The sequence below is a fragment of the Nocardioidaceae bacterium SCSIO 66511 genome (genome assembly GCA_023100825.1).
GTDB lineage: Bacteria > Actinomycetota > Actinomycetes > Propionibacteriales > Nocardioidaceae > Solicola.
Genome location: CP095846.1, coordinates 3,096,928 through 3,119,716 on the forward strand (window position 1 = coordinate 3,096,928; position 22,789 = coordinate 3,119,716).

Genomic DNA, 22,789 nt, shown 5'->3' on the forward strand with positions numbered 1-22,789 from the left:
AACCTACCGATCGACGTGTGCCAGCGAGCGCAGGGCTCGTTCGAGATGCCAGGCAAGGTACGCGGCGACAAGTCCGCTCGCCTCGCGTCTGGTACGCGCGTCGGCGGCCTCCGCCGTCGGCCAGTCGCCACTCAACAAGGCAGCCAGCAGCTCAACGGTCGCGGCGGACGGGTTGGCCGATCCGGGCAGCCGGCAGTCGGTGCACAAGATGCCGCCGGCCGACGAGTTGAAGCTGCGATGCGGGCCGGGGTCGCCGCAGTGCGCACAGGTGTCGAAGCTCGGTGCGTACCCGGCGACGGCCAGCGAACGCAGCAGGAACGAGTCGAGGATCAGCGCCGGATCGTGCTCTCCACCCGACAGGGAGCGCAGCGCGGCGACCAGTAGGAGGTACTGCTGCACCGCGGGGTCGCCGTCTTCACCGACGAGCCGCTCCGCGGTCTCGAGCATCGCGGTGCCGGCGGTGTACGCCGCGTAGTCGGCCCCGAGACCCGAAGCGAACGGCGACAACGTCTCGACCTGGGTGATCACATCGAGGGAGCGGCCCTCCGCGAGCATCAAGTCGACGTGCATGAACGGCTCCAGACGTGCGCCGAACCGCGAACTCGTCTTGCGTACACCCTTCGCGACGGCACGGATGCGGCCGTGCCGGCGGCTGAGCATGGTGACGATCCGGTCGGCCTCACCGAGCTTCTGCGTACGCAGCACGACAGCTTCGTCGCGATACAGGCTCACTCCCCCATTGTGGCCTACGCCGCCGACGAACCCGTATCTCAGGTGAGCGCGGCGGCGAGCGTCGCGGCCGCGATGTTCGCACCGCAGGAGACGATTGCGACGTTCCTGCCCGCGAGAGCGTCTCCAAGCTTGATCGCACCGGCGACCGCTGCCGCGGCCGCACCCTCGACGAGCTGGTGATGCTCGTCGATCACCAGCCGGAGAGCGTTGCGGATCTCGTCCTCGCTCACGAGCACCCATTCGTCGACGAGCTGCTGACACAAGGGAAACGTGATCGCATCCGGAATCACCGATCCGGCCGTGCCATCGCTCAGGGTCGGCGCGGCATCGACCGTGGTGATTCGACCGACCTCGACCGACGCCGCCATCGCCGCATCGTTGGCGGGCGAAACACCGATCACCCGTACGCCGCGGCTGCGATGCTTCAGCGCTGTAGCGACTCCGGAGATCAGACCACCGCCGCCAACGGCGACCACGACCGTGTCGGTGTCGGGATGCTGCTCGGCGATCTCGACACCGACAGTGCCCTGGCCGGAGATGACGTCGAGATCGTCGTACGGGCTCACGTACGTAAGGCCTTCCGCCTCGGCCGCTTCCAGCGCGAGCACCTCGGTCTCGCCTGCGTCGTCGCCGAGCGTGCGTACCTCGGCGCCGAGGCGGCGGATGCCGGCGACCTTCACTGGCGATGCTCCACGCGGTACGCAGACAACACCGTGGCCACCGAGCGCCGACAACGCGTTTGCCACGCCGAGCCCGTGGTTGCCCGACGACGCGGTGATGACCCCGCGAGCTCGTACATCGGCGTCGAGGGAGGTCAACTTCGCAAGCGCCCCTCGCGCCTTGAATGAACCCGTGACCTGAAGATGCTCCGACTTCAGGCGCACGTCAGCACTCAGGCGCTCACCGAGAGCGGGAAAGGCCTCGAGCGGCGTACGACGTACGTGCGGCGAGATCCGAGCATGGGCAGAGTCGATACGCGTAGCGAGATCGTCCGGCGCGGTCATACGTCGACCCGTACCGACATGGCGATCTCGACCTCATCGCCTTCGGCGATGCCGCGCGGTTTGCGCACGGCATCCTTCAACGGCAGCAGGTAGCCGCCGTCCTTGGGAAACAACGAGGTCCCGAAATCGACGTCGCCGATCCTAACCGAGACGGGGATCACCCCCCAGCCATAACTCGCAACGGTGGCGAGCTCGCGTACGTCTTCGCACTCGTCTGCGGGCAGCGGTACGAAGTAGTACGGCGCGGGGCCACGCCACTCGATCACCCGTCCGCTGAAGCTCAGATCCACGTGTGTGCACTCGATTCGATGTCGATCATGCCTACGAGACTAAAGCAGGGTCGGGCAGTCGACGGCGAATGCGGGCGCGAAACGTGACGTTTAGACCTGACCTTCGCGGGTACCTCTCGCAATACCGAGAGACACCGGAGGTTCCCATGCGAGTCGTACTCGCCGTGCTGGCCCTATTGGCCGCCGCATTCACCGCACCCGCCGTCGCATCCCCACCTGCGCCGTCGGCCGCACCCACCGCATCGACCGTCGCCGCTGCCGACGGTTGCTACACCTGGAGCGGAGTCCTGAAGGAAGGTTCCAAGGGCGACGCCGTCAAACAACTGCAGATCCGCGTGGCCGGATACGCCGACTACGGCGAGGTTCTGGGCATCGACGGCGAGTTCGGTCCCAAGACCAAGAAGGCAGTCGCCGGATTCCAGAAGGCATACGGCCTCGAGGCCGACGGCGTTGCCGGAGAGAAGACCTTCGCCAAGATCTACGCACTGCAGGATGACGACTGCACGCCGGTGAACTTCACCTACGGCGAGCTGAACAAGTGCAACTCGAGCTGGTCGGGCGGTCCGCTGTCGGCGAGCCAGGCCAAGGCGAACGCGCTCGTGACGATGTGGAAGCTGCAGGCCCTTCGCCATGCCCTCGGCGACAAGCCGATCACGGTGTCGAGCGGATTCCGTAGCTACTCCTGCAACTCCGCGGTCGGTGGGGCGTCGAAGAGCCGCCACCTCTACGGCGATGCCGCCGACCTGACCGGCACCCATTCGTTCTGCACGCTGGCCAAGGAGGCTCGTAGCCGCGGCTTCTCGGAGATCCTCGGCCCGGGCTACCCCGGTCACAACGACCACACCCACGTCGCAGCCGACCCGAGCCCGTACTGGGACGCGCCGTCCTGCGGCATCTGATGCACTGACCGCCACACCGCGAAAAGCGGGGTTCCCGGTATCGGGAACCCCGCTTTCTCCTGTGGTCAGCAGATGCGAGCCGACTCGCTTCAGGCGGCGCGGTTCATCGCGGAGAGCACTGCGCGCAGCGATGCGCGCATGATGTTCGGGTCCATGCCGACGCCCCACACGATCTCGTCGCCGACCTCGCATTCGACGTACGCCGCCGCGCTCGCGTCACCGCCCGACGAGAGCGCGTGCTCGGAGTAGTCGAGCACGCGTACGCCGAGACCTGTGGCGCTCAGCGCATCGACGAATGCCGCGATCGGGCCGTTGCCCTCACCCTTGATCGAACGCACCTCGTCGCCCACACGGAGATCCGCAACGATCTCGTCGCGTCCGTCACCGGACTGCGATGTGGTGACGCTCCGCAGCTCGTACGGCCCTGCGTGGTCGAGGTACTCCGTCGCGAACGCACCCCACATCGCCTCCGGTGCGATCTCGCCGGCCTCGCCTTCGGTCATGCCCTGCACGACTCGGCTGAACTCGATCTGCAGGCGCCGCGGGAGGTCGAGATGATGCTCCGACTTCATGATGTACGCAACGCCGCCCTTGCCGGACTGGCTGTTGACCCGGATGACCGCCTCGTACGAACGCCCGACGTCGTGCGGGTCGATCGGCAGGTAGGGCGCCTCCCACGGAACCTCCGAGACCGGTACGCCGCGCTCGGTCGCGACGCGGTCGAGGTCTTCGAGGCCCTTCTTGATCGCATCCTGGTGCGATCCGGAGAACGCCGTGTAGACCAGGTCGCCGGCGTACGGGTGGCGCGGATGCACCGGAAGGCCGGTGCAGTACTCGACGGTGCGCCGGATCTCGTCGATGTCGGAGAAGTCGATCTGCGGGTCGATGCCCTGGCTGAACAGGTTCATGCCCAGCGTCACCAGGTCGACGTTGCCCGTACGCTCGCCGTGGCCGAACAGGCAGCCCTCCACGCGGTCGGCTCCGGCCATCATCGCCAGCTCGGTCGCGGCGACGGCCGTGCCGCGGTCGTTGTGCGGGTGCAGCGAGATCGCGACGTGCTCTCGGCGGCTGATGCTGCGACCGAACCATTCGATCTGGTCGGCGTAGGTGTTCGGCGGACCCATCTCGACCGTCGCGGGCAGGTTCAGGATGATCTCGCGGCCTTCGGCTGGCTGCCAGACGTCCATCACGGACTCGCACACCTCGACAGCGAAGTCCATCTCGGACCCGGTGAAGATCTCCGGCGAGTACTGGTAGCCGAAGTCGGTGCCGGGCAGCAGCTCATCGGCGTACTTCATCACCAGCTCGGTCCCGCGTACGGCGATGGCGCGCGTCTCGTCCTTGCCGAAGCCGAACACGACCCGGCGGAACAGCGGCGCAACCGCGTTGTAGAGGTGCACATTGGCCCGCGGTGCGCCGACCAGCGACTGCACGGTGCGCTCGATCAGGTCTTCCCGCGCCTGGGTGAGCACGGAGATCGTGACGTCGTCGGGAATCAGGTCGTCCTCGACCAGGTGGCGTACGAAGTCGAAGTCGGTCTCGCTCGCGGCCGGGAAGCCGACCTCGATCTCCTTGTAGCCCATGCGTACGAGCAGATCGAACATCCGCCGCTTACGGGCGGGTGTCATCGGGTCGATCAGGGCCTGGTTGCCGTCGCGCAGATCGGTGGACAGCCAGCGCGGGGCCTTCGTCACCGTATTGCTCGGCCAGGTGCGATCGGGAACGGTGACGGTCTGGAACTGGCGGTAACGCTCGTACGGCATACCGCTCGGTTGCTGGGGGGAGATGCTCATCTCGGGTGGATCCTCATCCTGTCGTCGTGGGGCCGGCGGTACGACGAACTCCGCGACGAGGGGTCCGACCTGGTTCAGACCTCGTCGCGGCAGCGAAGGAGGAGGCTCGCGAAACGCATCGCTGCGATAGTAGCAGGATGCGTTTCGCGAGGCACCAGTGCTCGTGCTCTAGGCGATGGCTCGCTTCGGGCTGGGGCCGTACTTGTTGTCACCGTGGCTGTCCAGGACGAAGAAGACGAGCAGCACGATCCAGCCGATGAACGGGATGAGTCCGATCAGGTACCACCAGCCGACCCGGCTGGTGTCGTGCAGGCGACGAATCGCAACGGCCAGACCCGGCAGGAACAGCGCCAGCGTAGCGATCACCTGGAACAGACCGCTGCTGCTGGCTCCGTCTCCGAAGTCGGTCCCGAGAGCTGCGTCCAGGATCGCGGCGACGAGCGACACGAGGAAGGAGAACAGCGCGAACCACCAGAACTCGCTACGGCGCGCCCGCCCGGAGAACACCACATACTTCGACAGCACCGTGCGTACTGCTTCAGGGAATCCCATTTGCCCACCATTTCTGTTCGATTATGTGCACACAACGTAGTCGATCCAGAGCCGCTCATGGTGGAGATTCGCCTGCGGCGCTCGGGGTACGGTGATTCGTCATGACCCGGTTGCTCCTGGTACACCACTCGCCCACCCGCTCGATGGGCACACTGCTCGAATCCGTGCTCGGCGGCGCCAACGACGATGCGATCACCGGTGTCGACGTGGTCGTTCGCCCGGCGCTGGAGGCGACCGCAGACGATGTGCTCGCAGCAGACGGGTATCTGCTCGGCACAACTGCGAACTTCGGCTATATGAGCGGCGCACTGAAGCACTTCTTCGACTCGACGTTCCTGCAGATCGGCGGCGCCCTGTCCACCACCGGAGCCGCCGACGAGTCGAGCGGGCAGACCTCCGGGCGCCCGTTCGGCCTGTACGTGCACGGGCGCTACGACACCAACGGCGCCGTACGCTCGGTGCTGTCCATCACCGGCGCCCTCAACTGGCGACAGGCCGCAGCGACCCTCGAGGTGATGGGCGATGTCACCGATGAGCATCGCGCCGCCGCGTACGAGCTCGGCGGAACCCTCGCCGCACTCCTGATGCCCTGACGGGTTGAGCGTGGCCCAACGGTCGCGACCTTTTACCATTGCAGGGTGCGAACAACGGCCGTCGTACGCGCCCTCGTCCTCCTCGCGTGCACAGTTCTTCTCGTCGCCGGCTGCAACGGCGACGATGACTCACCCGACGCATCCGGCGGAAGCGACGAGCCGACGGAGTCGGAGACGACCTCCGAGCCACCACCGCCGCCTCCCGCGCCGAAGCGGGGCCGCTGCTACCGGTTGACCGCTGACGACGTCGCACAGGCGCACAGCGACGCGAAGTCGGTGCCGTGCAAGCGGCCGCACACCACACAGACGTTCTCCGTCGGACCGCTCCCGAAGAAGCTGGTGCGCGGCGGCTCGGTTGAGAGCAACGCAATCGCGAGTCTCGTCGACAAGCGATGCTCAGACCGGTTCGTCGACCACGTCGGAGGTGACGGTCAGACCCGCACCTTGGCCCGGGTGCGTCCGGTGTGGTTTGTGCCGACCGAGGAAGAGATCGCGCGTGGGGCCGAGTGGTTCCGCTGCGACGTCGTCGCCGACGGGTCCGGCGACGAACCCGCGAGGCTCCCCGCGGTGACAAAGGGACTCCTCGACCCCGACGACGCCCTCGACGACTGGGGTACGTGTGACAAAGCCGGCGACTCGCTGAACCCCGAATCCGAGTGGCGGCTGTGCTCCGAACCCCACAACTGGCAGGCGATCAGCACACTGACGGTCGGCGACGGCGATGATGGCTGGCCGGGCCGCGACGAGCTGGTGGCTCGCGGTGACGAGTGCGAGTCGACCGTTCGCGACTACCTCGACGACTCGACCGGCGCGCTGTCGTTCCAGTGGACGTTCCCGACGGAGTCACAGTGGCAGGCGGGCCGTCGCTACGGGCTCTGCTGGACCGAGGATGACTGATGGGCCAACCCCATCCGTACACTGTCCCGCGACAGCTTACGTCGACCGAGCGGGGGCTCCCGTGCGTACTGCCCGAACCGGCCTGATCGTCGCAGCGGCACTGCTCGCCCTTGGTGGTTGCGCATCAGCCGAGGATCTCGCCGCCAGCGGCGCATCCGACTCCACCAGCGAAGCAACAGACGAACCAACCGACGAGCCGACAGATACCGAAGAGCCGACCGACGAACCAACCGAGGAGCCGACGGCCCCGACGCCGACCGCCGGTGACTGCCGCATGATCGCCAACTCCGAACTCTCGCGCGGCGTGGTCACCTCGGCCAAGTCCGCCAAATGCGGCAAGAAGCACAACGCTCAGACGTTCTACGTCACGAACGCCAAGGGCGCGACGAAGCAGGCGCTCACCAAGGGCGACCTCACGAAGGTCTACAAGCAGACCGAGTCGACCTGCGACAAGCAACTCCAGTCGTGGACAGGTGGCAACGCCGCGCGGCTGGCACGCACCGGCTACCAGACTATCGTCGGCGCACCGACGGCCGAAGACGTCGTCGCAGGAGCGTCCTGGGTGCGCTGCGACGTGATCCTCTACCAACCCAGCGGCTCGACGGTCGACCTGCCCAAGGACACCCGGGGATCGCTGAAGAAGCAGACGAGCGACGCCGACTACTGCGTCAAGGGTCGATTCAAGCCGAGCGGCACGAATGTCGTTCTCTGCAACAAGCCGCACGACTTCCGGTCGGTCGGCGTCGTGAAGTTCGGCGATCCCTCGGACTCCTACCCCGGGCGTAAGAAGGTCCAAGGCGGTATGCGCAAGCCGTGCCTGCGTCAGTCGCGCAAGTTCCTCGGCAAGAACCGCTACACCGGCTGGACGTTCCCGACAGCGCAGACCTGGAAGGGCGGCGACCGCTTCGGCGAGTGCTACGCGAAGACGAAGAAGTAGTCTTCGCGAACCTTTGCGACGCGTCTCGCATCGGATCGGTGGGAACACACCGACCACCGAACGAGGATCCCATGCGAGCATCTGCCTTCGCTGCCACCGCCGCACTCGCTCTGACCGCATTGACCGCCTGCACCAATGCTGTCGGCGGCGGGGCCGACGATTTCGACTGCGCGGAGTCGCCGACAGTCTCCGTCGACGACAACGGCTCGGGCCCCAAGTCCGAGCTTCGGTTCACGCCCAAGGAGGGCGACAAGCTCGCACTCGACATGGACATGGACATGAGCATGTCCGTACGAGCCGATGGTTCCAGCGTGCCGACCGGCGATATCCCGACAATCACAATGGGGATGACCACGAAGATCGAGCGAGTCACCGACGACGAGATCGAAACGTCGTTCGAGTACGACAAGGTGGACGCGGGCGGCGACCCGACCGTTGAGTCGACGTTACAGACACTGGTCGGAACCTCTGGCTCGATCACCACCGACCTCAACGGCGTCTACCGCGACGCGAGCATCGATCCCGCGCCGGGCCTGGATCCGACGATGGAGACGACCCTGGAGCAACTCGAACAGCAGCTGGCCAATATGACGGTGCCGCTGCCCGACGAGCCCGTCGGCGAAGGCGCCGACTGGGAGGTCGAGACACCGATCGAGCTCAACGGTCTCCGTACCTGCAACACGTACAAGTACACCCTCGACGAGCTCGACGGCTCGGAGTACACCCTCGACGTCGAGATCAACCAGCAGATGGCACCCGGCCCCATCGAGCAGAACGGCGTGGAGGCCGAGCTCGTCGACGGGTCGTCGGCCGGCGGAGGCACGATGAGCGGCAGCCTCGAACTTCCGCTCGCAGTCTCCGGATCGACGAACGTCGACTCGAGTACCAAGATGGAGGTCGAGCAGGGCGACGACTCGCAGGAGGTCGAGTCCGACGTCGGCGTCGACGTCACGATCAACGAGCGCGGCTAGCCCGCCTCCGAAGGTCAGAAGCCCAGACGCTTCAGCTGCTTGGGATCACGCTGCCAGTCCTTCGCGACCTTGACGTGCAGGTCGAGGTAGACCGGCGTACCCAGCAGTCGCTCGATCTGAACGCGTGCGGTCTTACCGATCTCACGGAGTCGGCCGCCCTTGGCGCCGATCACGATGCCCTTCTGGCTCTGGCGCTCGACGAAAACGTTCGCGTGGATGTCGATCAGCGGCCGGTCATCGGGTCGGTCGGGCCGCAGCCCCATCTCCTCGACGACGACCGCAAGGGAGTGCGGAAGCTCATCGCGTACGCCCTCCAGCGCCGACTCGCGTATCAGCTCCGCGACCAGCATCTCCTCGGGCTCATCGGTCAGATCGCCGGCCGGGTAGAGCTGCGGGCCTTCGGGCAGCGACTGCACCAACAGGTCGGCGAGGACATCGAGCTGTTCACCCGACTGGGCAGAGACGGGTACGATCTCGGCCCAGTCGATACCGGTTTCGGTGCCGAGCCGGGAGACCTCGGAGAGGTGCTCGATCAAGCGGTCACGCGAGACAAGATCGGTTTTCGTCGCCACCGCGATCACCGGCTTGCGACGCAGCTTGGCGACCTCGCGTACGAGGAACCTGTCGCCCGGCCCGATGCGCTCGTCGGCAGGCAGACAAACCGCCACGACGTCGACCTCGGCCCACGTCGTACGCACCAGGTCGTTGAGGCGCTCGCCGAGGAGCGTACGCGGCCGGTGGAGCCCGGGAGTGTCGACGAGCACGATCTGCGCGTCGTCTCGGTGCACGAGCCCGCGTACGACGTGGCGGGTCGTCTGCGGCCGTGACGACGTGATCGCGATCTTGTCGCCGACGAGTGCATTGGTCAGTGTCGACTTGCCGACGTTGGGTCGGCCGACGAAGCAGGCGAATCCGGAGCGGAAGGCGGCGCTCACGTATGCACCACCGCGGTCGCCGTACCGCGTGCATCGGCGACGATCACGGCGACGCCGGTGCCCGCCAGATCACGCACGGCCGCGAGGTCCGGATCGGCGACCTCGTCGTCGGTCGAGACGGCTGCCGCCTCGAGGCCCTTCGCACCCGACGACACGGCCATGGCTACGGCGAGCTGCACCGCCGACAGCCGCAGGCTCGCGAGCTCGACCGGTGCAGCGGCATACGTACGACCGTCGAGGTCGCGGACGGCGGCGCCCTGCGCGGCGCCGGTGCGCAGCCGGGTCGCCTTGGCCAAGGTCACGATCTTGGCGTCCTCGGGATCGGAGAGCTCGATCGACATGCGCACAGCGTATCGGCGCGGCATTGTCAGACACGACCTACGCCGTCTCTCGCTGACCGTGATCGACGTCGGAGCGTTCGGTGTCATCGATGCGGCTCACGACGATCGAGCCGATCCGGTTGCGCCGGCCCGACGGCGACTCGGCCTCGAAGCGCATGCCGTCGACCTCGATCTGGCTGCCGGGGATCGGGACCTTGCCGAGGTGTTTGGCCAGTAGACCACCGACGGAGTCGACGTCGTTGTCCTCGATCGGGATACCGAACAGCTCCACGACGTCGTCGACCTCGAACCGCGTGCTGATCCGTACGGACCCGTTGGACAGCCGCTCGACCAGGTCGGGCTCGCGGTCGTACTCGTCGGTGATCTCTCCGACGATCTCCTCGAGGATGTCTTCGATCGTCACCATGCCGGCAGTGCCGCCGAACTCGTCGATCACGATGGCGACGTGCGTGCGCTGCGCCTGCATCTCGCGCAGCAGATCATCGGCGGGTTTGGAGTCGGGTACGTACATGCAGCCGCGTGCGACCGACTCGACCCGCTCGGTCGTCTCGGCGTCGTGGTTGTCGAACACCCGTTTGGTGATGTCTTTGAGGTACGCCATGCCGACGATGTCGTCGAGACTCTCGCCGACGACGGGGATCCGCGAGTAGCCGCTGCGTAGCGCAAGTGACATCGCCTTGCGCAGCGTCTTGTGGCGCTCGATGAACACCACGTCGGTACGCGGCACCATCACCTCGCGTACGACGGTGTCGCCCAGCTCGAAGACCGAGTGGATCATGCGCCGCTCACCGGACTCGATCAGCCGGCTGGCCTCCGCGAGGTCGACGAACTCGCGCAGCTCGGCCTCGGACGAGAACGGACCCTCGCGGTAGCCCTTGCCCGGTGTGAGTGCGTTGCCGACCGCGATGAGAACCCGCGAGGCGGGCCCCAGCACGCGCGTCATCAGCATCACCGGTCCAGAGACCGCAAGCGCGACGCGTTCGGAGTGCTGTTGGCCGAGCGTACGCGGACCGACGCCGATGGCGACGTAGGAGACGACCACCATCAGGACGACGGCGATCAGCACTCGCTGCCAGGTCGAGTCGAACGCGTCGGCGATGACGAGCGCGACGAGGACGACCGAGGCCGTCTCCGCGGCGACCCGCAGCAACAGCGTGGTGTTGATGTAGCGCGACGGATCGGATGCAATGCGCAGCAGCCGCTGAGCGCCACCACGGCCCTCTTCTGCCAGCTCCTCGGCGCGTGCCTTCGACAGCGACGACAATGCGGCTTCGGCACTTGCAAGGAGCCCGGCCAGTACGACGAGGATCGCCGCGGCGACGATGAGCCAGACGTCGAGCGACATCAGCCCTCGCCGCCCGTCGGGAGCTTTCGCCAGCGTTGGAGGAGCTCGTCCTGCAACCCGAACATCACGCGGTGCTCATCGGGCTCGGCATGGTCGTATCCGAGCAGGTGCAAGATGCCGTGCACGGTGAGCAGCTCGACTTCTTGCAGCGTGGTGTTGCCGTTCTGCGGCGCCTGCGCGGCGGCATAGGACACGCACAACGCGATATCGCCGAGGTAGCCCTCGTCGGCCGGCTCGTCGTCGCTGCCGGGAGTGAGCTCGTCGAGCGGGAACGACAGTACGTCGGTCGGCCCCTCATGGCCCATCCACTGCTCGTTCATCGCCGCGATCGTGTCGCTGTCGACGAGCCGGATCGACATCTCGGTTGCCGGATGCAGTCGCATCTCGCTCATCACGAACCTCGACAGCCGTACCAGGTGCGCTACTTCGACACCTGTGCCGGCCTCATCGAGAACGTCGACGTTCACCGCTGGTGCCCCCTTGGCGCCCTTCCTCGAACCGGTCGTACGCGGCGACGATGCGCCCGACGAGCTTATGGCGTACGACGTCGTGGCTGGTCAGCTCGGTGAACGCCACGTCGTCGACCTCGTCGAGGATGTTGCGTACGACGCGCAGCCCGCTGTGCTGACCCGTAGGCAGGTCGACCTGGGTCACGTCGCCGGTGACGACCATCTTGGAGCCGAACCCGAGCCGGGTCAGGAACATCTTCATCTGCTCCTGCGAGGTGTTCTGTGCCTCGTCGAGGATGATGAAGGCGTCGTTGAGCGTACGACCTCGCATGTACGCGAGCGGCGCGACCTCGATCGTGCCCGCGGCGAGCAGCTTGGGGATCGTCTCCGGATCGAGCATGTCGTGCAGTGCGTCGTACAGCGGGCGGAGGTACGGGTCGATCTTCTCGCTGAGCGTGCCCGGCAGGAAGCCCAGCCGCTCACCCGCCTCGACCGCCGGCCGGGTCAAGATGATGCGGGTGATCTCCTTGGCCTGCAACGCGCGTACGGCCTTGGCCATCGCGAGATAGGTCTTGCCCGTGCCCGCCGGACCGATGCCGAACACCACCGTGTGGTTGTCGATCGCGTCGACGTAGCGCTTCTGGTTCAGCGTCTTCGGGCGGATGGTGCGGCCGCGGTTGGACAAGATGTTGAGGCTCAGCACCTCCGCCGGTCGCTCGCGGGTCTCGGTGCGCAGCATCGAGACCGACCGCTCGACGATCTCGGCGGTCAGGCCCTGACCGGTGCGGATCATCGTGACCAACTCGTCCAGCAGCCGCTCGATGAGGGCCGTCTCCGCGGCCGAGCCACGGACGGTCAGCGTGTCACCGCGTGCATGGATGTCGGCGTCGAACTCGCGCTCGATGATGCGCAGGAACTCATCGCCCGGGCCCAGCAGCGACACCATGTCGATGCTCGATGGGATCGTGATCGTGTACTGCGGTTGGTCTGACGTGGTCATCGGCGCCCCCTCGTGGGGGCTGCTCTCCTCGTGTTGGGTGACATGTGGTGTCGACCGTAGGCCGACACCCTGACATCGTACGGTCCGCACGGTTCGAGAGCGAGCGAGATTGCCGGTTCCGCGTCATAACGATGCGTCTCGCCCGTCTCACTGTCGAGACGGACCGGACGAAGGGGCACAGATGTCGGAGATCGTGGGCTATGAGAGGCCCGTGACCAGCGACGACGCAGCGTTGTGGAAGGCCGCGACGACGATCGCGCGCACCCGCGCAGGGTCGCGCCTGGACCACCAGCGCTCGGCGTACCACGACCTCGTGCACTCGATCGCCTCGCTGGAGGAGTATCTCGCCCGAACCTCCGTCTCGCGGCTCGACGAACCGGCCGTTGCCAACCTCGTGCTCGCGCTGTGCGGGGTCTCGGAGGCGCTCGGGGAGCTACACCTGTACGACCGTGCCGTCGCGTGGACGGACCGGATGGAGGCGGTCGTCGAGCAGCACCGCTGCATGCCGGCCACGATCGCACCGGCGACCCGGCGGGCCGACGCACTGTGGGAGCTCGCGTGCTCGGAGCGGGTACGCGGTGGTCGAGACGCCGCTCAGCCGTGGTTCGAACAGGCCCGTGCGGCGTACGTCGTGGCGGCCGCCAAGGCGAGCGAGACCCCGCCGAACGCCCACCTCACGCGCGAGCTCGCGGCGATCGCCTGCGCTTGCGAGGTCATGAACGGGCGCTGGCACCCCGATACGCGCAACGTGCTCGAGGATGCCCTGGAACTCCAGCGGCGCGCGCCGCGCGGGTACGGGCGGCACCTGCGACTCGCCGCATCGATGCTCGCGTACGAAGAAGGTCGCGAGGCGGACGCCGCGGCGACGATCGCGCGGGCGGCCGACCGGGTCGACTGGGACGGGCTCGGCTCCACCGACCTGGTGATCCTGATGGAGCACGCGGCGATGAGCGCGCCGACGATGCTCGAGAGCGAATCTCCGACGCGTACCCTCGTTCGCCGTCTGGTCGACGACTGGCACCGCCGGGCGAGCGCCGATCGCGATGCGTACGACGAGCAGCTCGCGGACGAACGCGCTCGGGTGCGTGCGCGCGTACCCGAGCCGGACATCGACCCGCTCACCGGCGTCGGCAACCGCCGAGCCGTCGACGCGGGATTCGCGCTGCTGCTCTCGCGGGCGCGTACGGGAGTCGGCGGGTTCAGCGTCGCGTACGTCGACATCGACGACTTCACGATCATCAACGGACAGCACGGTCATCGCGAGGGTGACGCGGTGTTGCGCCGGATCGCGGCCGCGCTGCGGTCGGCATTCGGTCGCGAGGCGGTCGTCGCGCGGTTCGGCGGCGACGAGTTCGTCGTACTCGTACCCGACCAGACGCCCGCGCAAGTCGAGAGCACGCTGGCGCCGCTGACCCGAACGAGGGCGGCTGGTACCGACTTCGAGATCACCCTCACGATCGGCGTCGCTCGCGCGAGCTCGACCTCGACGGTCACCGACGTACTCGCGGCCGCCGATCTCGCGATGATCGACGGCAAACGCGCCGGCAAGGCGCAGATCGTCGTCGTCGACGGCTGAGCCGCACCGGAGTTCGGCGCGTATTGCACCATCGCGCCGTGCGTCGATGGTGCAATTCGCGCCGAACTTCCCCTCGCGGGCAGCCGCTACTCGAACCGCGCCGGATCGCCGGCCCCGCGGCGTACGACCTCCGGGTAGCCCTGCGACAGATCGACCACCGTCGTCGGCTCGACACCGCAGTCGCCGGAGTCGAGCACTGCGTCGACCTCGTGGTCGAGGCGCTCCTTGATCTCCCACCCCTGCGTCATCGGCTCGTCCTCGTCGGGCAGCAGCAGCGTGCTGGACAACAACGGCTCCCCCAACGCCTCCAGCAGTGCGCGTACGACCGTGTGGTCGGGAATGCGTACGCCGACCGTCTTCTTCTTCGGATGCAGCAACCGGCGCGGCACCTCATGTGTGGCCGGGAGGATGAACGTGTACTGGCCGGGCGTCGCCGAGCGCACTGCCCGGAAGATCGAGTTGTCGACGTGTACGTACTGCCCGAGCTGCGAGAAGTCGCGGCACACCAACGTGAAATGGTGCTTGTCGTCGAGTCGGCGGATCCGCCGGATGCGGTCCAGGCCGTCCTTGTTGCCCGGCTGGCAGCCGAGCGCGAAGCACGAGTCGGTCGGGTACGCGATCAGGCCGCCGCTGCGCACCAGATCGGTCGCCTGCCCGATCGCGCGGGGCTGAGGATTCTCCGGGTGTACGTCGAAGTATCGCGCCATGGCCCGACCTTAGTCGTGATCCCGCGTTGCGGTACGACGAACTCGCCGCGTCCGGCGCCTACCGTGCGCCGAAGGCGTCGCGAAGCCGACCGAAAACACCTTTGTGTGGTGGAGTCACAGTGCCGCGCGGCTTCTCCTCGTCGCGTACCTGCGCGAGCTTCTCGAGCAGCTCGCGCTGCTCGGTGTCGAGTTTGGTCGGCGTCTCCACGACGACCTGGACGATCAGGTCACCGCGCCCGCTGCGCCGCAGCCGAGGCACGCCGCGACCACGTACGACGACCTGCTCGCCGGACTGCGTACCCGACTCGATGTCGAGCGGCACCGTCTTGTCGACGTCTGCCGCGCCCGTCTCCGCCTCGAGAGTCGGCAGGTCGACGTGGGTGCCCAGCGCGGCTGCGGTCATCGGAACCGTCACGTCACACAGCAGGTCGTCACCGTCGCGGGTGAACAACCCATGCTGCGCCACATCGATCTCGACATAGAGGTCGCCGGCGGGCCCACCGCCGGGTCCGACCTCACCCTCGCCGGAAAGCTGGACCCGCGTACCCGTGTCGACGCCGGCCGGGATCTTCACGTTGATCGTGCGGCGCGAGCGTACGCGCCCGTCACCCGCGCACTCGGGGCATGGATTCGGGATGACGCTGCCGTAGCCCTGGCAGGTCGGGCACGGTCGTGCGGTACGAATATCGCCCAGGAACGAGCGTTGTACGTGCTGCACCTCGCCGCGGCCGTGACAGGTCGTGCAGGTCACCGGCTCCGAACCTTCGGCGGCACCACTGCCCTCACAGGTCGTGCACACGACGGCCGTATCGACCTTGAGCTCCTTGCTGACGCCGAACGCCGCCTCCGCCAGCTCGACGTCCAGCCGCAGCAAGGCGTCCTGGCCACGGCGCATCCGCGCCCGCGGACCGCGCTGCGCGCCGCCCTGCTGCCCGAAGAAGGCGTCCATGATGTCGCTGAACGAGAAGCCCTGCCCGAAGCCGCCGCCGGCCCCCGAGAGCGGATCGCCGCCCCGGTCGTACATCGCCCGCTTCTCGGGGTCGGAGAGGATCTCGTTGGCCGCAGTGACGAGCTTGAACTGCTCCTGCGTCTCCGGATCGGGATTGACGTCGGGATGCAGCTCACGCGCCTTACGGCGGTAGGCGCGCTTGATCTCCTCGGGCGATGCGTCGCGTGATACGCCGAGGATCTCGTAGTAGTCGGGATTCATGCCTGCCTGTCAGAGGATCGTGGTGGGAGGTACATGTCAGGTCTCGTTCAGAGTTCGACCGACATAGCGGGCGACCGCGCGTACGGACGCGATCGTCGCGGGGTAGTCCATGCGGGTGGGCCCCATGATGCCGAGATTCGCCAGCGGCTCGTCGTCACTGCCGTAACCGGTGGCCACCACGGAGGTCGTGGTGAGCTCCTCGTACGGAACCTCCGAGCCGATCCGTACGGTCAGCATGCTCGGTGAGGTCGCCTCGCCCAGCAACTTCAACAGTACGACGTGCTCCTCGAGCGCCTCGAGCACCGGGCGGATCGACGAGTCGAAGTCGGCGCCGAACTGCGCGAGGTTGGAGGTGCCGCCGACCGCGACCCGCTCATCGGCGCGCTCGTCGGAGAACGCCTCGGTGAGCGCGGTGACGACGAGGGTCACCATGCCGCGCTGGTCGGGGGCGAACTGCTCGACGATCTCGAGCAGCCGCTTCGAGGCCTCCGGCAGCCGTTGGCCGATCGTGGCGGACGCGACCCTCGTACGCAAGGTGGCGAGCAGGTCGTCGTCGAGCTCGGTCTCGAGCTCGACGATCCGCTGGTCGACGCGCCCGCTGCTGGTGATCAACACCAACAGAAGCCGCTGGTGCTCTACCTCGACGATCTCGACGTGGCGGACCGACGAGCGGGTCAGCGAGGGGTACTGGACGATCGCGATCTGATGCGTCAGCTGGGCGAGGATGCGTACGCTGCGCTGCACGACGTCGTCGACGTCGACGGCGCCGTCGAGGAACGTCTCGATCGCGCGCCGCTCGGGCGTCGAGAGGCTCCGGACGGCCGCGAGCCGGTCGACGAACAGGCGGTAGCCCTTGTCGGTGGGGATCCGACCGGCGCTGGTATGCGGCTGCGCGATGAAGCCGTCCTCCTCCAGCGCGGCCATGTCGTTACGAACGGTCGCCGGGGACACACCGAGTCCGTGCCGTTCGACGAGGGATCGCGACCCGACCGGCTCCTGGGTGGAGACGTAGTCCTCGACGATGGCACGTAGCACCGAGAGCTTGCGCTCGTCGAGCATTCGTACTCCTCTCGTCGGGTTTCGGGTGCCGTGACCCGGGTTGGCACTCACTACCGCCGAGTGCCAGTCTACTGATTGTGCCTATCACTCTCACGTCGCACGGCTGGACCCAGCTCGGGCCGCATTCGTACGCCCGCCGTTACGAGCCCTACGACATCACGATCGGGCTCGTCATGGGCTCCGACAACCTGCTGGTCGTCGACACCCGCGCGAGCGTATCGGAGGGCGAACAGCTGCTGTCGGACATCCGTACGCTCACCGACAAGCCGATCGCCGGTGTCGTCAACACCCATTCGCATTTCGACCACGTACAGGGCAACGACGCCTTCGCGGACTCGCCGGTGATCGCGCACGAGTCGTTGGACGGGTCCGACATCACGCTGTCGTCGGCATGGTCGATCGATCTCGGTGACTGCCTCGTCGAGGTGGTGCACCCGGGTCCTGCGCACACCGGCGGCGACACCGTGGTCAAGATCGTGCCCGACCGCGTGGCGTACGTCGGCGACCTAGTCGAAGAGTCGGGTCCGCCGGTGTACGGCGACGACTCGTACCCGCTCGAATGGGGCAACGCGCTCGACTTCGTCGTCGGCCTCTGCGAGCCGGAGGCGACGATCGTGCCCGGACACGGCGATGCCGTCGACCGCGACTTCGTGCAGGAGCAGCGCCAGACCATCGTCGACGTCGCGAACCAGATCCGCGCCGCCGCAGCCGCCGGCCAGTCCGTCGACGACGCGCTGGCGCAGGAGTGGCCGCTCAGTGCGGAGTCGGTCACACAGGCACTACGGCGTGGCTTCGAGCAGTTGGGGGTCGCGACGCCCTAGGGTCGTTCGTCGTGACGTACGACAGGTATGGCTCCGATGTGTTGTCCGGTGACTGGCGTGCGCCGAAGGGCGGCCGCGCGCAGCCTGCGGAGGCCTCGCTCGACCTGGTCGTAGAGGAGGTCACCACCGACTTCTGCGGTGCGATCGTGCGTGTCGACCGCGACCTCGACACGGTCGAGCTCGAAGACCGCAAGGGCAAACGGCGGACGTTCCCGCTCGGGCCCGGGTTCCTACTCGAGGGCAGGCCGGTGATCCTGCACGCACCCGTACGCAAGGGGCCCGGGCGTGCCACCCACACTGCCTCCGGTTCGGTCGCCGTGCACGGGGCGAAGGCACGCGTCGCGCGCGCCAGTCGGATCTACGTCGAAGGCCGCCACGACGCCGAGCTGGTCGAGAAGGTCTGGGGCGACGACCTGCGTATCGAGGGCATCGCCGTCGAGTACCTAGAGGGCGTCGACGAGCTCGGCGAACATCTGCGCGCATTCGGGCCGGCACCCGGGCGTACGGTCGGCGTGCTCGTCGACCACCTCGTGCCCGGGTCGAAGGAGAGCCGCATCGCGGCCAATGTCGCCAAGAGTCCGCTCGGCAAGCATGTGCTGATCGTCGGGCACCCGTACGTCGACATCTGGCAGGCGGTCAAACCGCAACGCGTCGGCCTCGAGCGCTGGCCGACGGTGCCGCGCAACGTGCCGTGGAAGCACGGCATCTGCCAGGCGCTCGGCTGGCCGCACCGTACGCAGGCCGACGTCGCGCACGCGTGGAAACGCATCCTCGGCCGCGTCGAGTCGTACGCCGACCTCGAGCCGGCGCTGCTCGGCCGGGTCGAGGAGCTGATCGACTTCGTCACCGGCGACCGCTGACACGCGAGAAGTCTCACGCTGACAAGCGAGTTCTGCACCACCGAGCCGCGACTTCTGCACCACAAAAGTCGCGGCTCGGTGGTGCAGAACTCACGTGTCAGCGTCAGTCGGCGTTGGTGGGGTCGAGTACGCGGCGCAGGAACGCCCTCGTACGCTCCTGCTGCGGATCGCCGATCACCTGCGCTGGCGGGCCTTCCTCCACGATGACGCCGCCGTCCATGAACACGACGCGATCTGCCACCTCGCGGGCGAACGCCATCTCGTGGGTGACGACGATCATCGTCATGCCTTCCTCAGCGAGGCGGCGCATGACCGACAGCACCTCGCCGACCAGCTCCGGGTCGAGCGCGGACGTCGGCTCGTCGAACAGCATCAGCTGCGGCTCCATCGACAGAGCCCGCGCGATCGCCACCCGCTGCTGCTGACCACCCGACAGCTGCGACGGGTACTGATCGACCTTCTCGCTCAGACCGACCCGCTCCAGGTTCTCGCGCGCGATCCGCTCCGCTTCCTCGGACTTACGTCGCAGCACCGTCTCCTGGGCGATGGTGCAGTTCGCGAGCACTCGCTTGTGCGGAAACAGGTTGAACTGCTGGAACACCATGCCGATATGACGCCTCGCGCCGTCGATGTCGCAGTCGCGGTCGGTGATGTCAGTGCCCCGTACGAACACCGTGCCGGACTCGGGTTGCTCCAGCAGGTTGATGCAACGCAGGAAGGTCGACTTGCCCGATCCCGAAGCGCCGATCACGCAGACGACCTCGCCCCTTCGTACGGAGAAGTCGATGCCGCGCAGCACATGGTTGTCGCCGAACGACTTGTGCAGGTCAGTGACCTCGACGACGGCGTCAGTGGTCGAAACGGCGGACATTCGCACCTCCGGTACGTGCCTCGAGCCGGCGTACGAGGTACGACAGCGGGACGGTGATGATCAGGTACGCGAATCCGGCGACCACCAACGGCGTCAGGTTCAGGGTCGTGTTGGCGAGCTCGCGACCGAGCTTCGTCAGGTCGTAGTACGCGGCCGAGAACCCGACTACGTAGATCAGCGAGGAGTCCTTGACCAGCAGGATCAGCTCGTTGGTCAGCGGCGGCAGCATCGTCCGGAACGCCTGCGGCAGCACGATCTTGCGCGTCGCCTGCGCCGAGGTCATGCCGAGCGTTCGCGCGGCCTCGGTCTGCCCGCGAGGCACGGCCTCGATACCGCCGCGGATCGTCTCGGCCATGTACGCGCTGCCGACGATGCCGAGAGAGAGCCAGGCGACACCGTAGGGATCGAACGGAACGGTGAGCCCGTCGAACGCGATCGGCAGCAAGGCGAGGACCATGAAGACGACCAGGGTGGGAAGCCCGCGGAAGAACTCGACGTACGCCGCCGCGATCCAGCGGTAGGGCCCGACCGACGACAGCCGCATCAGGGCCAGCAATGTACCGCCCGCCAGCCCGAGTACGAACCCTCCGAGCGAGTACTCGATCGTCTTCAGGAGAGCGTCCCAGAGACCTTGCTGGAAGGTCGTCTTCATGTAGTCCGGGTTGAAGAAGACGTCGACGATCTTGCCCCAGTTCGCCGCGAAGGCGGCGACGAGGACGATCGCAACCAGCAGAGCGTACTGAGCGATGCGGATGCGCTGTGCCCGCTTGCGCGGGCTCAGTCTTGGTTTGGGCTCCGCGGTGGTCGTATCAGCCATCGGAGTTCGCGCCCGGCGTCGTACCGAACCACTCCTTGTAGATCTTGTCGTACTCGCCGTCCTTCTTCGCCTTGGCGAGCAGTTCGTTGAACCGATCGACCAGCTTCTCGGCGTTGGCATCGCCCTTCTCGGCCGGGAACCCGTACTGCTCGCCGGTGTCGAACTCCGCCGCCACCTTGACGTCGTCGTTCTGCTTGGCGAAATCGGTCAGCACTGTGTTGTCGTTGATCGAGGCGTCGACCTTGCCCGTCTTCACTCCGTTGAACTCCGAGATCGAGTCGTCGAAGACGATCATCTCGTAGCCGTTCGCGTCGGCCTCCCCCTCCGCGTACTCCTGACCTGTTGTGTCGGTCTGCACGCCGAGCTTCTTCCCGTCGAGATCGGCCAGGCTCTCGACCGACGAATCGGCCGGTACGAGCAGCGCTTGGGTGGCGTCGAAGTACGGATCGGAGATGAGCAGTGCATCAGCGCGCTCGTCGGTGATCGTCATGGCGCCCATGCCGATGTCGCACTTCTTCGACGCGAACACCGCGCCGGACATGATCTGCTCCCAGGCGATGTCGACGACCTCCATGTCGACGTCGAGGTCCTTCGCCAGCAGGTCGAGCATGTCGACGTCGAACCCGACCACCTCACCGCTGTCGTCGCGGAACTGGAACGGTTGGTACGGCAGGTGGGTGCAGACCGTCAGCTTGCCCTCGCTGACCAGTTCGATGCCCTTCGCGGTGCCGCCTTCGTCGTCACCACCGCAGGCGCTCAAGGTGAAAACGGCGCTCAGGGCGGCGGCCGCGGCCGCCAGTCTGCGGACTCGTCGCACGGGCGAACTCATGAGGGTCTCCTCGCAAGTAGGTTGATGCCGGGTGTCGATAGTGTCCCGCAGCGTACGCCCACAGCCACCCGACGGCATCTGCGTTTCACGGTGTGAGCCGGTGCACTACGGCATCGGCGAGCAACCGGCCGCGTCGGGTGAGGATCAAGAAGCCGTCGTCCTGTACGACGAGCCCGTCGGAGACAAGACCAGGAACCGCAGCCGCTCCCGAGCTGTCGAGTACGTCGACCGCCAGCCCGTCGCGCAGCCTCGACTCCAGCAGGACGCGTTCGATCCGTCGGGTGTCGTCGTCGAGGACCTCACGGGCATGCGCCGGCGTACGCCGACCCGCGAGGCGCTGTGCGTACGCCGCCGGATGCTTGACGTTCCACCAGCGCACTCCCCCGATGTGGCTGTGTGCTCCGGGCCCGAACCCCCACCAGTTCGCGCCGGTCCAGTACAGCTCGTTGTGGCGGCAGCGCGCGGCCGGCGTACGCGCCCAGTTCGAGAGCTCGTACCAGCTCATGCCCGCGTCCGACAGGATCTCGTCGGCGAGCACGTACTTGTCTGCCATCTCGTCATCGTCGGGAGCCGCCATCTCGCCGCGCGCGACCTGCCGTGCGAGCGCCGTGCCCTCCTCGACGATCAGGGCGTACGCACTCACGTGATCGGGCGCCAAGCCCACCGCATAGTCGAGGCTCGCCTGCCAGTCGGCGATCGACTCGCCAGGTGTGCCGTAGATCAGGTCGACGCTGAGTTGTTCGAAACCCGCATCTCGTGCTGCCGCTACGACTTCCGGTACGCGCGCGGCATCGTGCGTACGGTCGAGCGTCGCGAGTACGTGCGGCACCGCCGACTGCACCCCGAACGAGATGCGGTTGATTCCACCAGAACGCAGCCGGGCAAGGGACTTCGCGTCCACGCTGTCCGGGTTTGCCTCCGTCGTCACCTCGGCCCCGGCAGCGAGCCCGTACGTTGCGTCGATCCGTTCGAGGATGCTGGGCAGCGCGCCGTCGGGCAGCAACGTCGGTGTGCCGCCGCCGAAGAACACGGTCGACACCGGCGGCAGATCGGACCCGAGCACGCGCGCCGAGAGCGCGATCTCGCCCATCACCAGGTCGGCGTACGTCTCCCGCGACGCACCGCTGCCCAGCTCGGACGCCGTATAGGTGTTGAAGTCGCAGTAGCCACACCGGGTCGCGCAGAACGGCACGTGAACGTACACACCGAACGCCTCGTCGTGCAACGACGACAACGCTGCCTTGGGCAGAGCGCCGTCGTCGGGCACGGGGTCGCCGTCGGGAAGGGTGGATGGCACCCTT

At 67.1% G+C, this 22,789-nt stretch carries 25 protein-coding genes; 8 read left to right on the forward strand and 17 right to left on the reverse strand.

Annotated features, from left to right (window positions below; translation table 11 throughout):
- Positions 1–3: 3 nt before the first annotated feature.
- Genes recO through MU582_14610 form a run of 3 tightly spaced genes read right to left on the reverse strand, consistent with a single transcriptional unit; the run spans position 4 to position 2,026 of the window.
- Positions 4–732 (reverse strand): DNA repair protein RecO, encoded by a 729-nt coding sequence (gene recO, locus MU582_14600; protein ID UPK73657.1) that lies wholly within the window; start codon positions 730–732, stop codon positions 4–6.
- A gap of 38 nt (positions 733–770) precedes the next feature.
- On the reverse strand, positions 771–1,736 hold the full coding sequence (locus MU582_14605; protein UPK73658.1) for a threonine/serine dehydratase: 966 nt from the start codon (positions 1,734–1,736) through the stop codon (positions 771–773).
- Positions 1,733–2,026 carry a DUF1905 domain-containing protein gene (locus MU582_14610; protein ID UPK73659.1) on the reverse strand — a complete coding sequence of 98 codons (294 nt, stop codon included), beginning with the start codon at positions 2,024–2,026 and terminating at the stop codon, positions 1,733–1,735. Before MU582_14610 ends, MU582_14605 begins: the two co-directional genes overlap by 4 nt.
- Before the next feature lie 146 nt (positions 2,027–2,172).
- Between MU582_14610 and MU582_14615 the strand changes: the two genes are divergently transcribed.
- The gene (locus MU582_14615) at positions 2,173–2,925 is read left to right on the forward strand and encodes a D-Ala-D-Ala carboxypeptidase family metallohydrolase (protein UPK73660.1); all 753 of its coding nucleotides are present in this window, start codon (positions 2,173–2,175) and stop codon (positions 2,923–2,925) included.
- Positions 2,926–3,014: 89 nt separating this feature from the next.
- On the opposite strand, the gene leuA is transcribed toward MU582_14615, so the two are convergent.
- Together leuA and MU582_14625 are read right to left on the reverse strand one after the other, a co-directional pair.
- Positions 3,015–4,718, reverse strand: a complete 1,704-nt coding sequence (leuA, locus tag MU582_14620; GenBank protein ID UPK73661.1) for a 2-isopropylmalate synthase — start codon at positions 4,716–4,718, stop codon at positions 3,015–3,017.
- Between the two features lie 168 nt (positions 4,719–4,886).
- Positions 4,887–5,270 carry a DUF805 domain-containing protein gene (locus MU582_14625; protein UPK73662.1) on the reverse strand — a complete coding sequence of 128 codons (384 nt, stop codon included), beginning with the start codon at positions 5,268–5,270 and terminating at the stop codon, positions 4,887–4,889.
- Between the two features lie 101 nt (positions 5,271–5,371).
- On the opposite strand from MU582_14625, the gene MU582_14630 reads away from it, so the two are divergent.
- The 4 genes from MU582_14630 to MU582_14645 all read left to right on the forward strand — a co-directional run bounded on the left by MU582_14630 (position 5,372) and on the right by MU582_14645 (position 8,668).
- Complete coding sequence (locus MU582_14630; GenBank protein UPK73663.1) at positions 5,372–5,863, forward strand: flavodoxin family protein; 492 nt, start codon at positions 5,372–5,374, stop codon at positions 5,861–5,863.
- A 45-nt stretch (positions 5,864–5,908) separates the two neighbouring features.
- Positions 5,909–6,760 carry a septum formation family protein gene (locus MU582_14635; GenBank protein UPK73664.1) on the forward strand — a complete coding sequence of 284 codons (852 nt, stop codon included), beginning with the start codon at positions 5,909–5,911 and terminating at the stop codon, positions 6,758–6,760.
- Between the two features lie 61 nt (positions 6,761–6,821).
- Entirely contained in the window at positions 6,822–7,697 is an 876-nt protein-coding gene (locus MU582_14640; protein UPK73665.1) for a septum formation family protein, read from the forward strand.
- Between the two features lie 71 nt (positions 7,698–7,768).
- A complete protein-coding gene (locus MU582_14645; protein UPK73666.1) occupies positions 7,769–8,668 on the forward strand; it encodes a DUF6263 family protein in 900 nt (299 codons plus the stop codon).
- A 14-nt stretch (positions 8,669–8,682) separates the two neighbouring features.
- Here the strand turns inward: MU582_14645 and era are convergent, their stop codons facing one another.
- From era to MU582_14670, 5 genes are read right to left on the reverse strand one after another with little or no spacing between them, the layout of a single operon-like run.
- Entirely contained in the window at positions 8,683–9,603 is a 921-nt protein-coding gene (gene era / locus MU582_14650; protein ID UPK73667.1) for a GTPase Era, read from the reverse strand.
- On the reverse strand, positions 9,600–9,944 hold the full coding sequence (locus MU582_14655; GenBank protein UPK73668.1) for a cytidine deaminase: 345 nt from the start codon (positions 9,942–9,944) through the stop codon (positions 9,600–9,602). The genes era and MU582_14655 overlap by 4 nt, the downstream gene beginning before the upstream one ends.
- Positions 9,945–9,981: 37 nt before the next feature.
- Positions 9,982–11,289 carry a hemolysin family protein gene (locus MU582_14660; GenBank protein ID UPK73669.1) on the reverse strand — a complete coding sequence of 436 codons (1,308 nt, stop codon included), beginning with the start codon at positions 11,287–11,289 and terminating at the stop codon, positions 9,982–9,984.
- Complete coding sequence (ybeY, locus tag MU582_14665) at positions 11,289–11,756, reverse strand: rRNA maturation RNase YbeY (protein ID UPK73670.1); 468 nt, start codon at positions 11,754–11,756, stop codon at positions 11,289–11,291. Before ybeY ends, MU582_14660 begins: the two co-directional genes overlap by 1 nt.
- Positions 11,734–12,738, reverse strand: a complete 1,005-nt coding sequence (locus MU582_14670; GenBank protein ID UPK73671.1) for a PhoH family protein — start codon at positions 12,736–12,738, stop codon at positions 11,734–11,736. The genes ybeY and MU582_14670 overlap by 23 nt, the downstream gene beginning before the upstream one ends.
- A gap of 181 nt (positions 12,739–12,919) precedes the next feature.
- Between MU582_14670 and MU582_14675 the strand changes: the two genes are divergently transcribed.
- On the forward strand, positions 12,920–14,314 hold the full coding sequence (locus tag MU582_14675) for a GGDEF domain-containing protein (protein UPK73672.1): 1,395 nt from the start codon (positions 12,920–12,922) through the stop codon (positions 14,312–14,314).
- 86 nt (positions 14,315–14,400) lie between these two features.
- On the opposite strand, the gene MU582_14680 is transcribed toward MU582_14675, so the two are convergent.
- From MU582_14680 to hrcA, 3 genes are read right to left on the reverse strand one after another with little or no spacing between them, the layout of a single operon-like run.
- Complete coding sequence (locus tag MU582_14680; GenBank protein ID UPK73673.1) at positions 14,401–15,021, reverse strand: L-threonylcarbamoyladenylate synthase; 621 nt, start codon at positions 15,019–15,021, stop codon at positions 14,401–14,403.
- A 58-nt stretch (positions 15,022–15,079) separates the two neighbouring features.
- The gene (dnaJ, locus tag MU582_14685) at positions 15,080–16,231 is read right to left on the reverse strand and encodes a molecular chaperone DnaJ (protein UPK73674.1); all 1,152 of its coding nucleotides are present in this window, start codon (positions 16,229–16,231) and stop codon (positions 15,080–15,082) included.
- 36 nt (positions 16,232–16,267) lie between these two features.
- A complete protein-coding gene (gene hrcA, locus MU582_14690; GenBank protein ID UPK73675.1) occupies positions 16,268–17,290 on the reverse strand; it encodes a heat-inducible transcriptional repressor HrcA in 1,023 nt (340 codons plus the stop codon).
- A 77-nt stretch (positions 17,291–17,367) separates the two neighbouring features.
- Here hrcA and MU582_14695 point away from each other — a divergent pair, with 77 nt between their 5' ends.
- Positions 17,368–18,111, forward strand: coding sequence for an MBL fold metallo-hydrolase (locus MU582_14695; protein UPK73676.1), 744 nt, complete (start codon positions 17,368–17,370; stop codon positions 18,109–18,111).
- A gap of 11 nt (positions 18,112–18,122) precedes the next feature.
- A complete protein-coding gene (locus MU582_14700; protein ID UPK73677.1) occupies positions 18,123–18,971 on the forward strand; it encodes a DUF3097 domain-containing protein in 849 nt (282 codons plus the stop codon).
- A gap of 103 nt (positions 18,972–19,074) precedes the next feature.
- Here the strand turns inward: MU582_14700 and MU582_14705 are convergent, their stop codons facing one another.
- The 4 genes from MU582_14705 to hemW all read right to left on the reverse strand — a co-directional run bounded on the left by MU582_14705 (position 19,075) and on the right by hemW (position 22,785).
- Positions 19,075–19,842 (reverse strand): amino acid ABC transporter ATP-binding protein, encoded by a 768-nt coding sequence (locus MU582_14705; GenBank protein ID UPK73678.1) that lies wholly within the window; start codon positions 19,840–19,842, stop codon positions 19,075–19,077.
- On the reverse strand, positions 19,820–20,659 hold the full coding sequence (locus MU582_14710; protein UPK73679.1) for an amino acid ABC transporter permease: 840 nt from the start codon (positions 20,657–20,659) through the stop codon (positions 19,820–19,822). Before MU582_14710 ends, MU582_14705 begins: the two co-directional genes overlap by 23 nt.
- Positions 20,652–21,488: an ABC transporter substrate-binding protein gene (locus tag MU582_14715; GenBank protein ID UPK73680.1), complete on the reverse strand. Its 837-nt coding sequence runs from the start codon at positions 21,486–21,488 to the stop codon at positions 20,652–20,654. Before MU582_14715 ends, MU582_14710 begins: the two co-directional genes overlap by 8 nt.
- Before the next feature lie 85 nt (positions 21,489–21,573).
- The gene (hemW, locus tag MU582_14720; GenBank protein ID UPK73681.1) at positions 21,574–22,785 is read right to left on the reverse strand and encodes a radical SAM family heme chaperone HemW; all 1,212 of its coding nucleotides are present in this window, start codon (positions 22,783–22,785) and stop codon (positions 21,574–21,576) included.
- Between the last annotated feature and the right edge of the window lie 4 nt (positions 22,786–22,789).

Coding starts and splice junctions, on each gene's coding strand:
- MU582_14605 (UPK73658.1), bottom strand. CDS start 1,736: ATGACCGCGCCGGACGATCTCGCTACGCGTATCGACTCTGCCCATGCT.
- MU582_14615 (UPK73660.1), top strand. CDS start 2,173: ATGCGAGTCGTACTCGCCGTGCTGGCCCTATTGGCCGCCGCATTCACC.
- leuA (UPK73661.1), bottom strand. CDS start 4,718: ATGAGCATCTCCCCCCAGCAACCGAGCGGTATGCCGTACGAGCGTTAC.
- MU582_14625 (UPK73662.1), bottom strand. CDS start 5,270: ATGGGATTCCCTGAAGCAGTACGCACGGTGCTGTCGAAGTATGTGGTG.
- MU582_14630 (UPK73663.1), top strand. CDS start 5,372: ATGACCCGGTTGCTCCTGGTACACCACTCGCCCACCCGCTCGATGGGC.
- MU582_14645 (UPK73666.1), top strand. CDS start 7,769: ATGCGAGCATCTGCCTTCGCTGCCACCGCCGCACTCGCTCTGACCGCA.
- MU582_14655 (UPK73668.1), bottom strand. CDS start 9,944: ATGTCGATCGAGCTCTCCGATCCCGAGGACGCCAAGATCGTGACCTTG.
- MU582_14660 (UPK73669.1), bottom strand. CDS start 11,289: ATGTCGCTCGACGTCTGGCTCATCGTCGCCGCGGCGATCCTCGTCGTA.
- MU582_14670 (UPK73671.1), bottom strand. CDS start 12,738: ATGACCACGTCAGACCAACCGCAGTACACGATCACGATCCCATCGAGC.
- MU582_14675 (UPK73672.1), top strand. CDS start 12,920: ATGTCGGAGATCGTGGGCTATGAGAGGCCCGTGACCAGCGACGACGCA.
- MU582_14680 (UPK73673.1), bottom strand. CDS start 15,021: ATGGCGCGATACTTCGACGTACACCCGGAGAATCCTCAGCCCCGCGCG.
- dnaJ (UPK73674.1), bottom strand. CDS start 16,231: ATGAATCCCGACTACTACGAGATCCTCGGCGTATCACGCGACGCATCG.
- hrcA (UPK73675.1), bottom strand. CDS start 17,290: ATGCTCGACGAGCGCAAGCTCTCGGTGCTACGTGCCATCGTCGAGGAC.
- MU582_14705 (UPK73678.1), bottom strand. CDS start 19,842: ATGTCCGCCGTTTCGACCACTGACGCCGTCGTCGAGGTCACTGACCTG.
- MU582_14710 (UPK73679.1), bottom strand. CDS start 20,659: ATGGCTGATACGACCACCGCGGAGCCCAAACCAAGACTGAGCCCGCGC.
- MU582_14715 (UPK73680.1), bottom strand. CDS start 21,488: ATGAGTTCGCCCGTGCGACGAGTCCGCAGACTGGCGGCCGCGGCCGCC.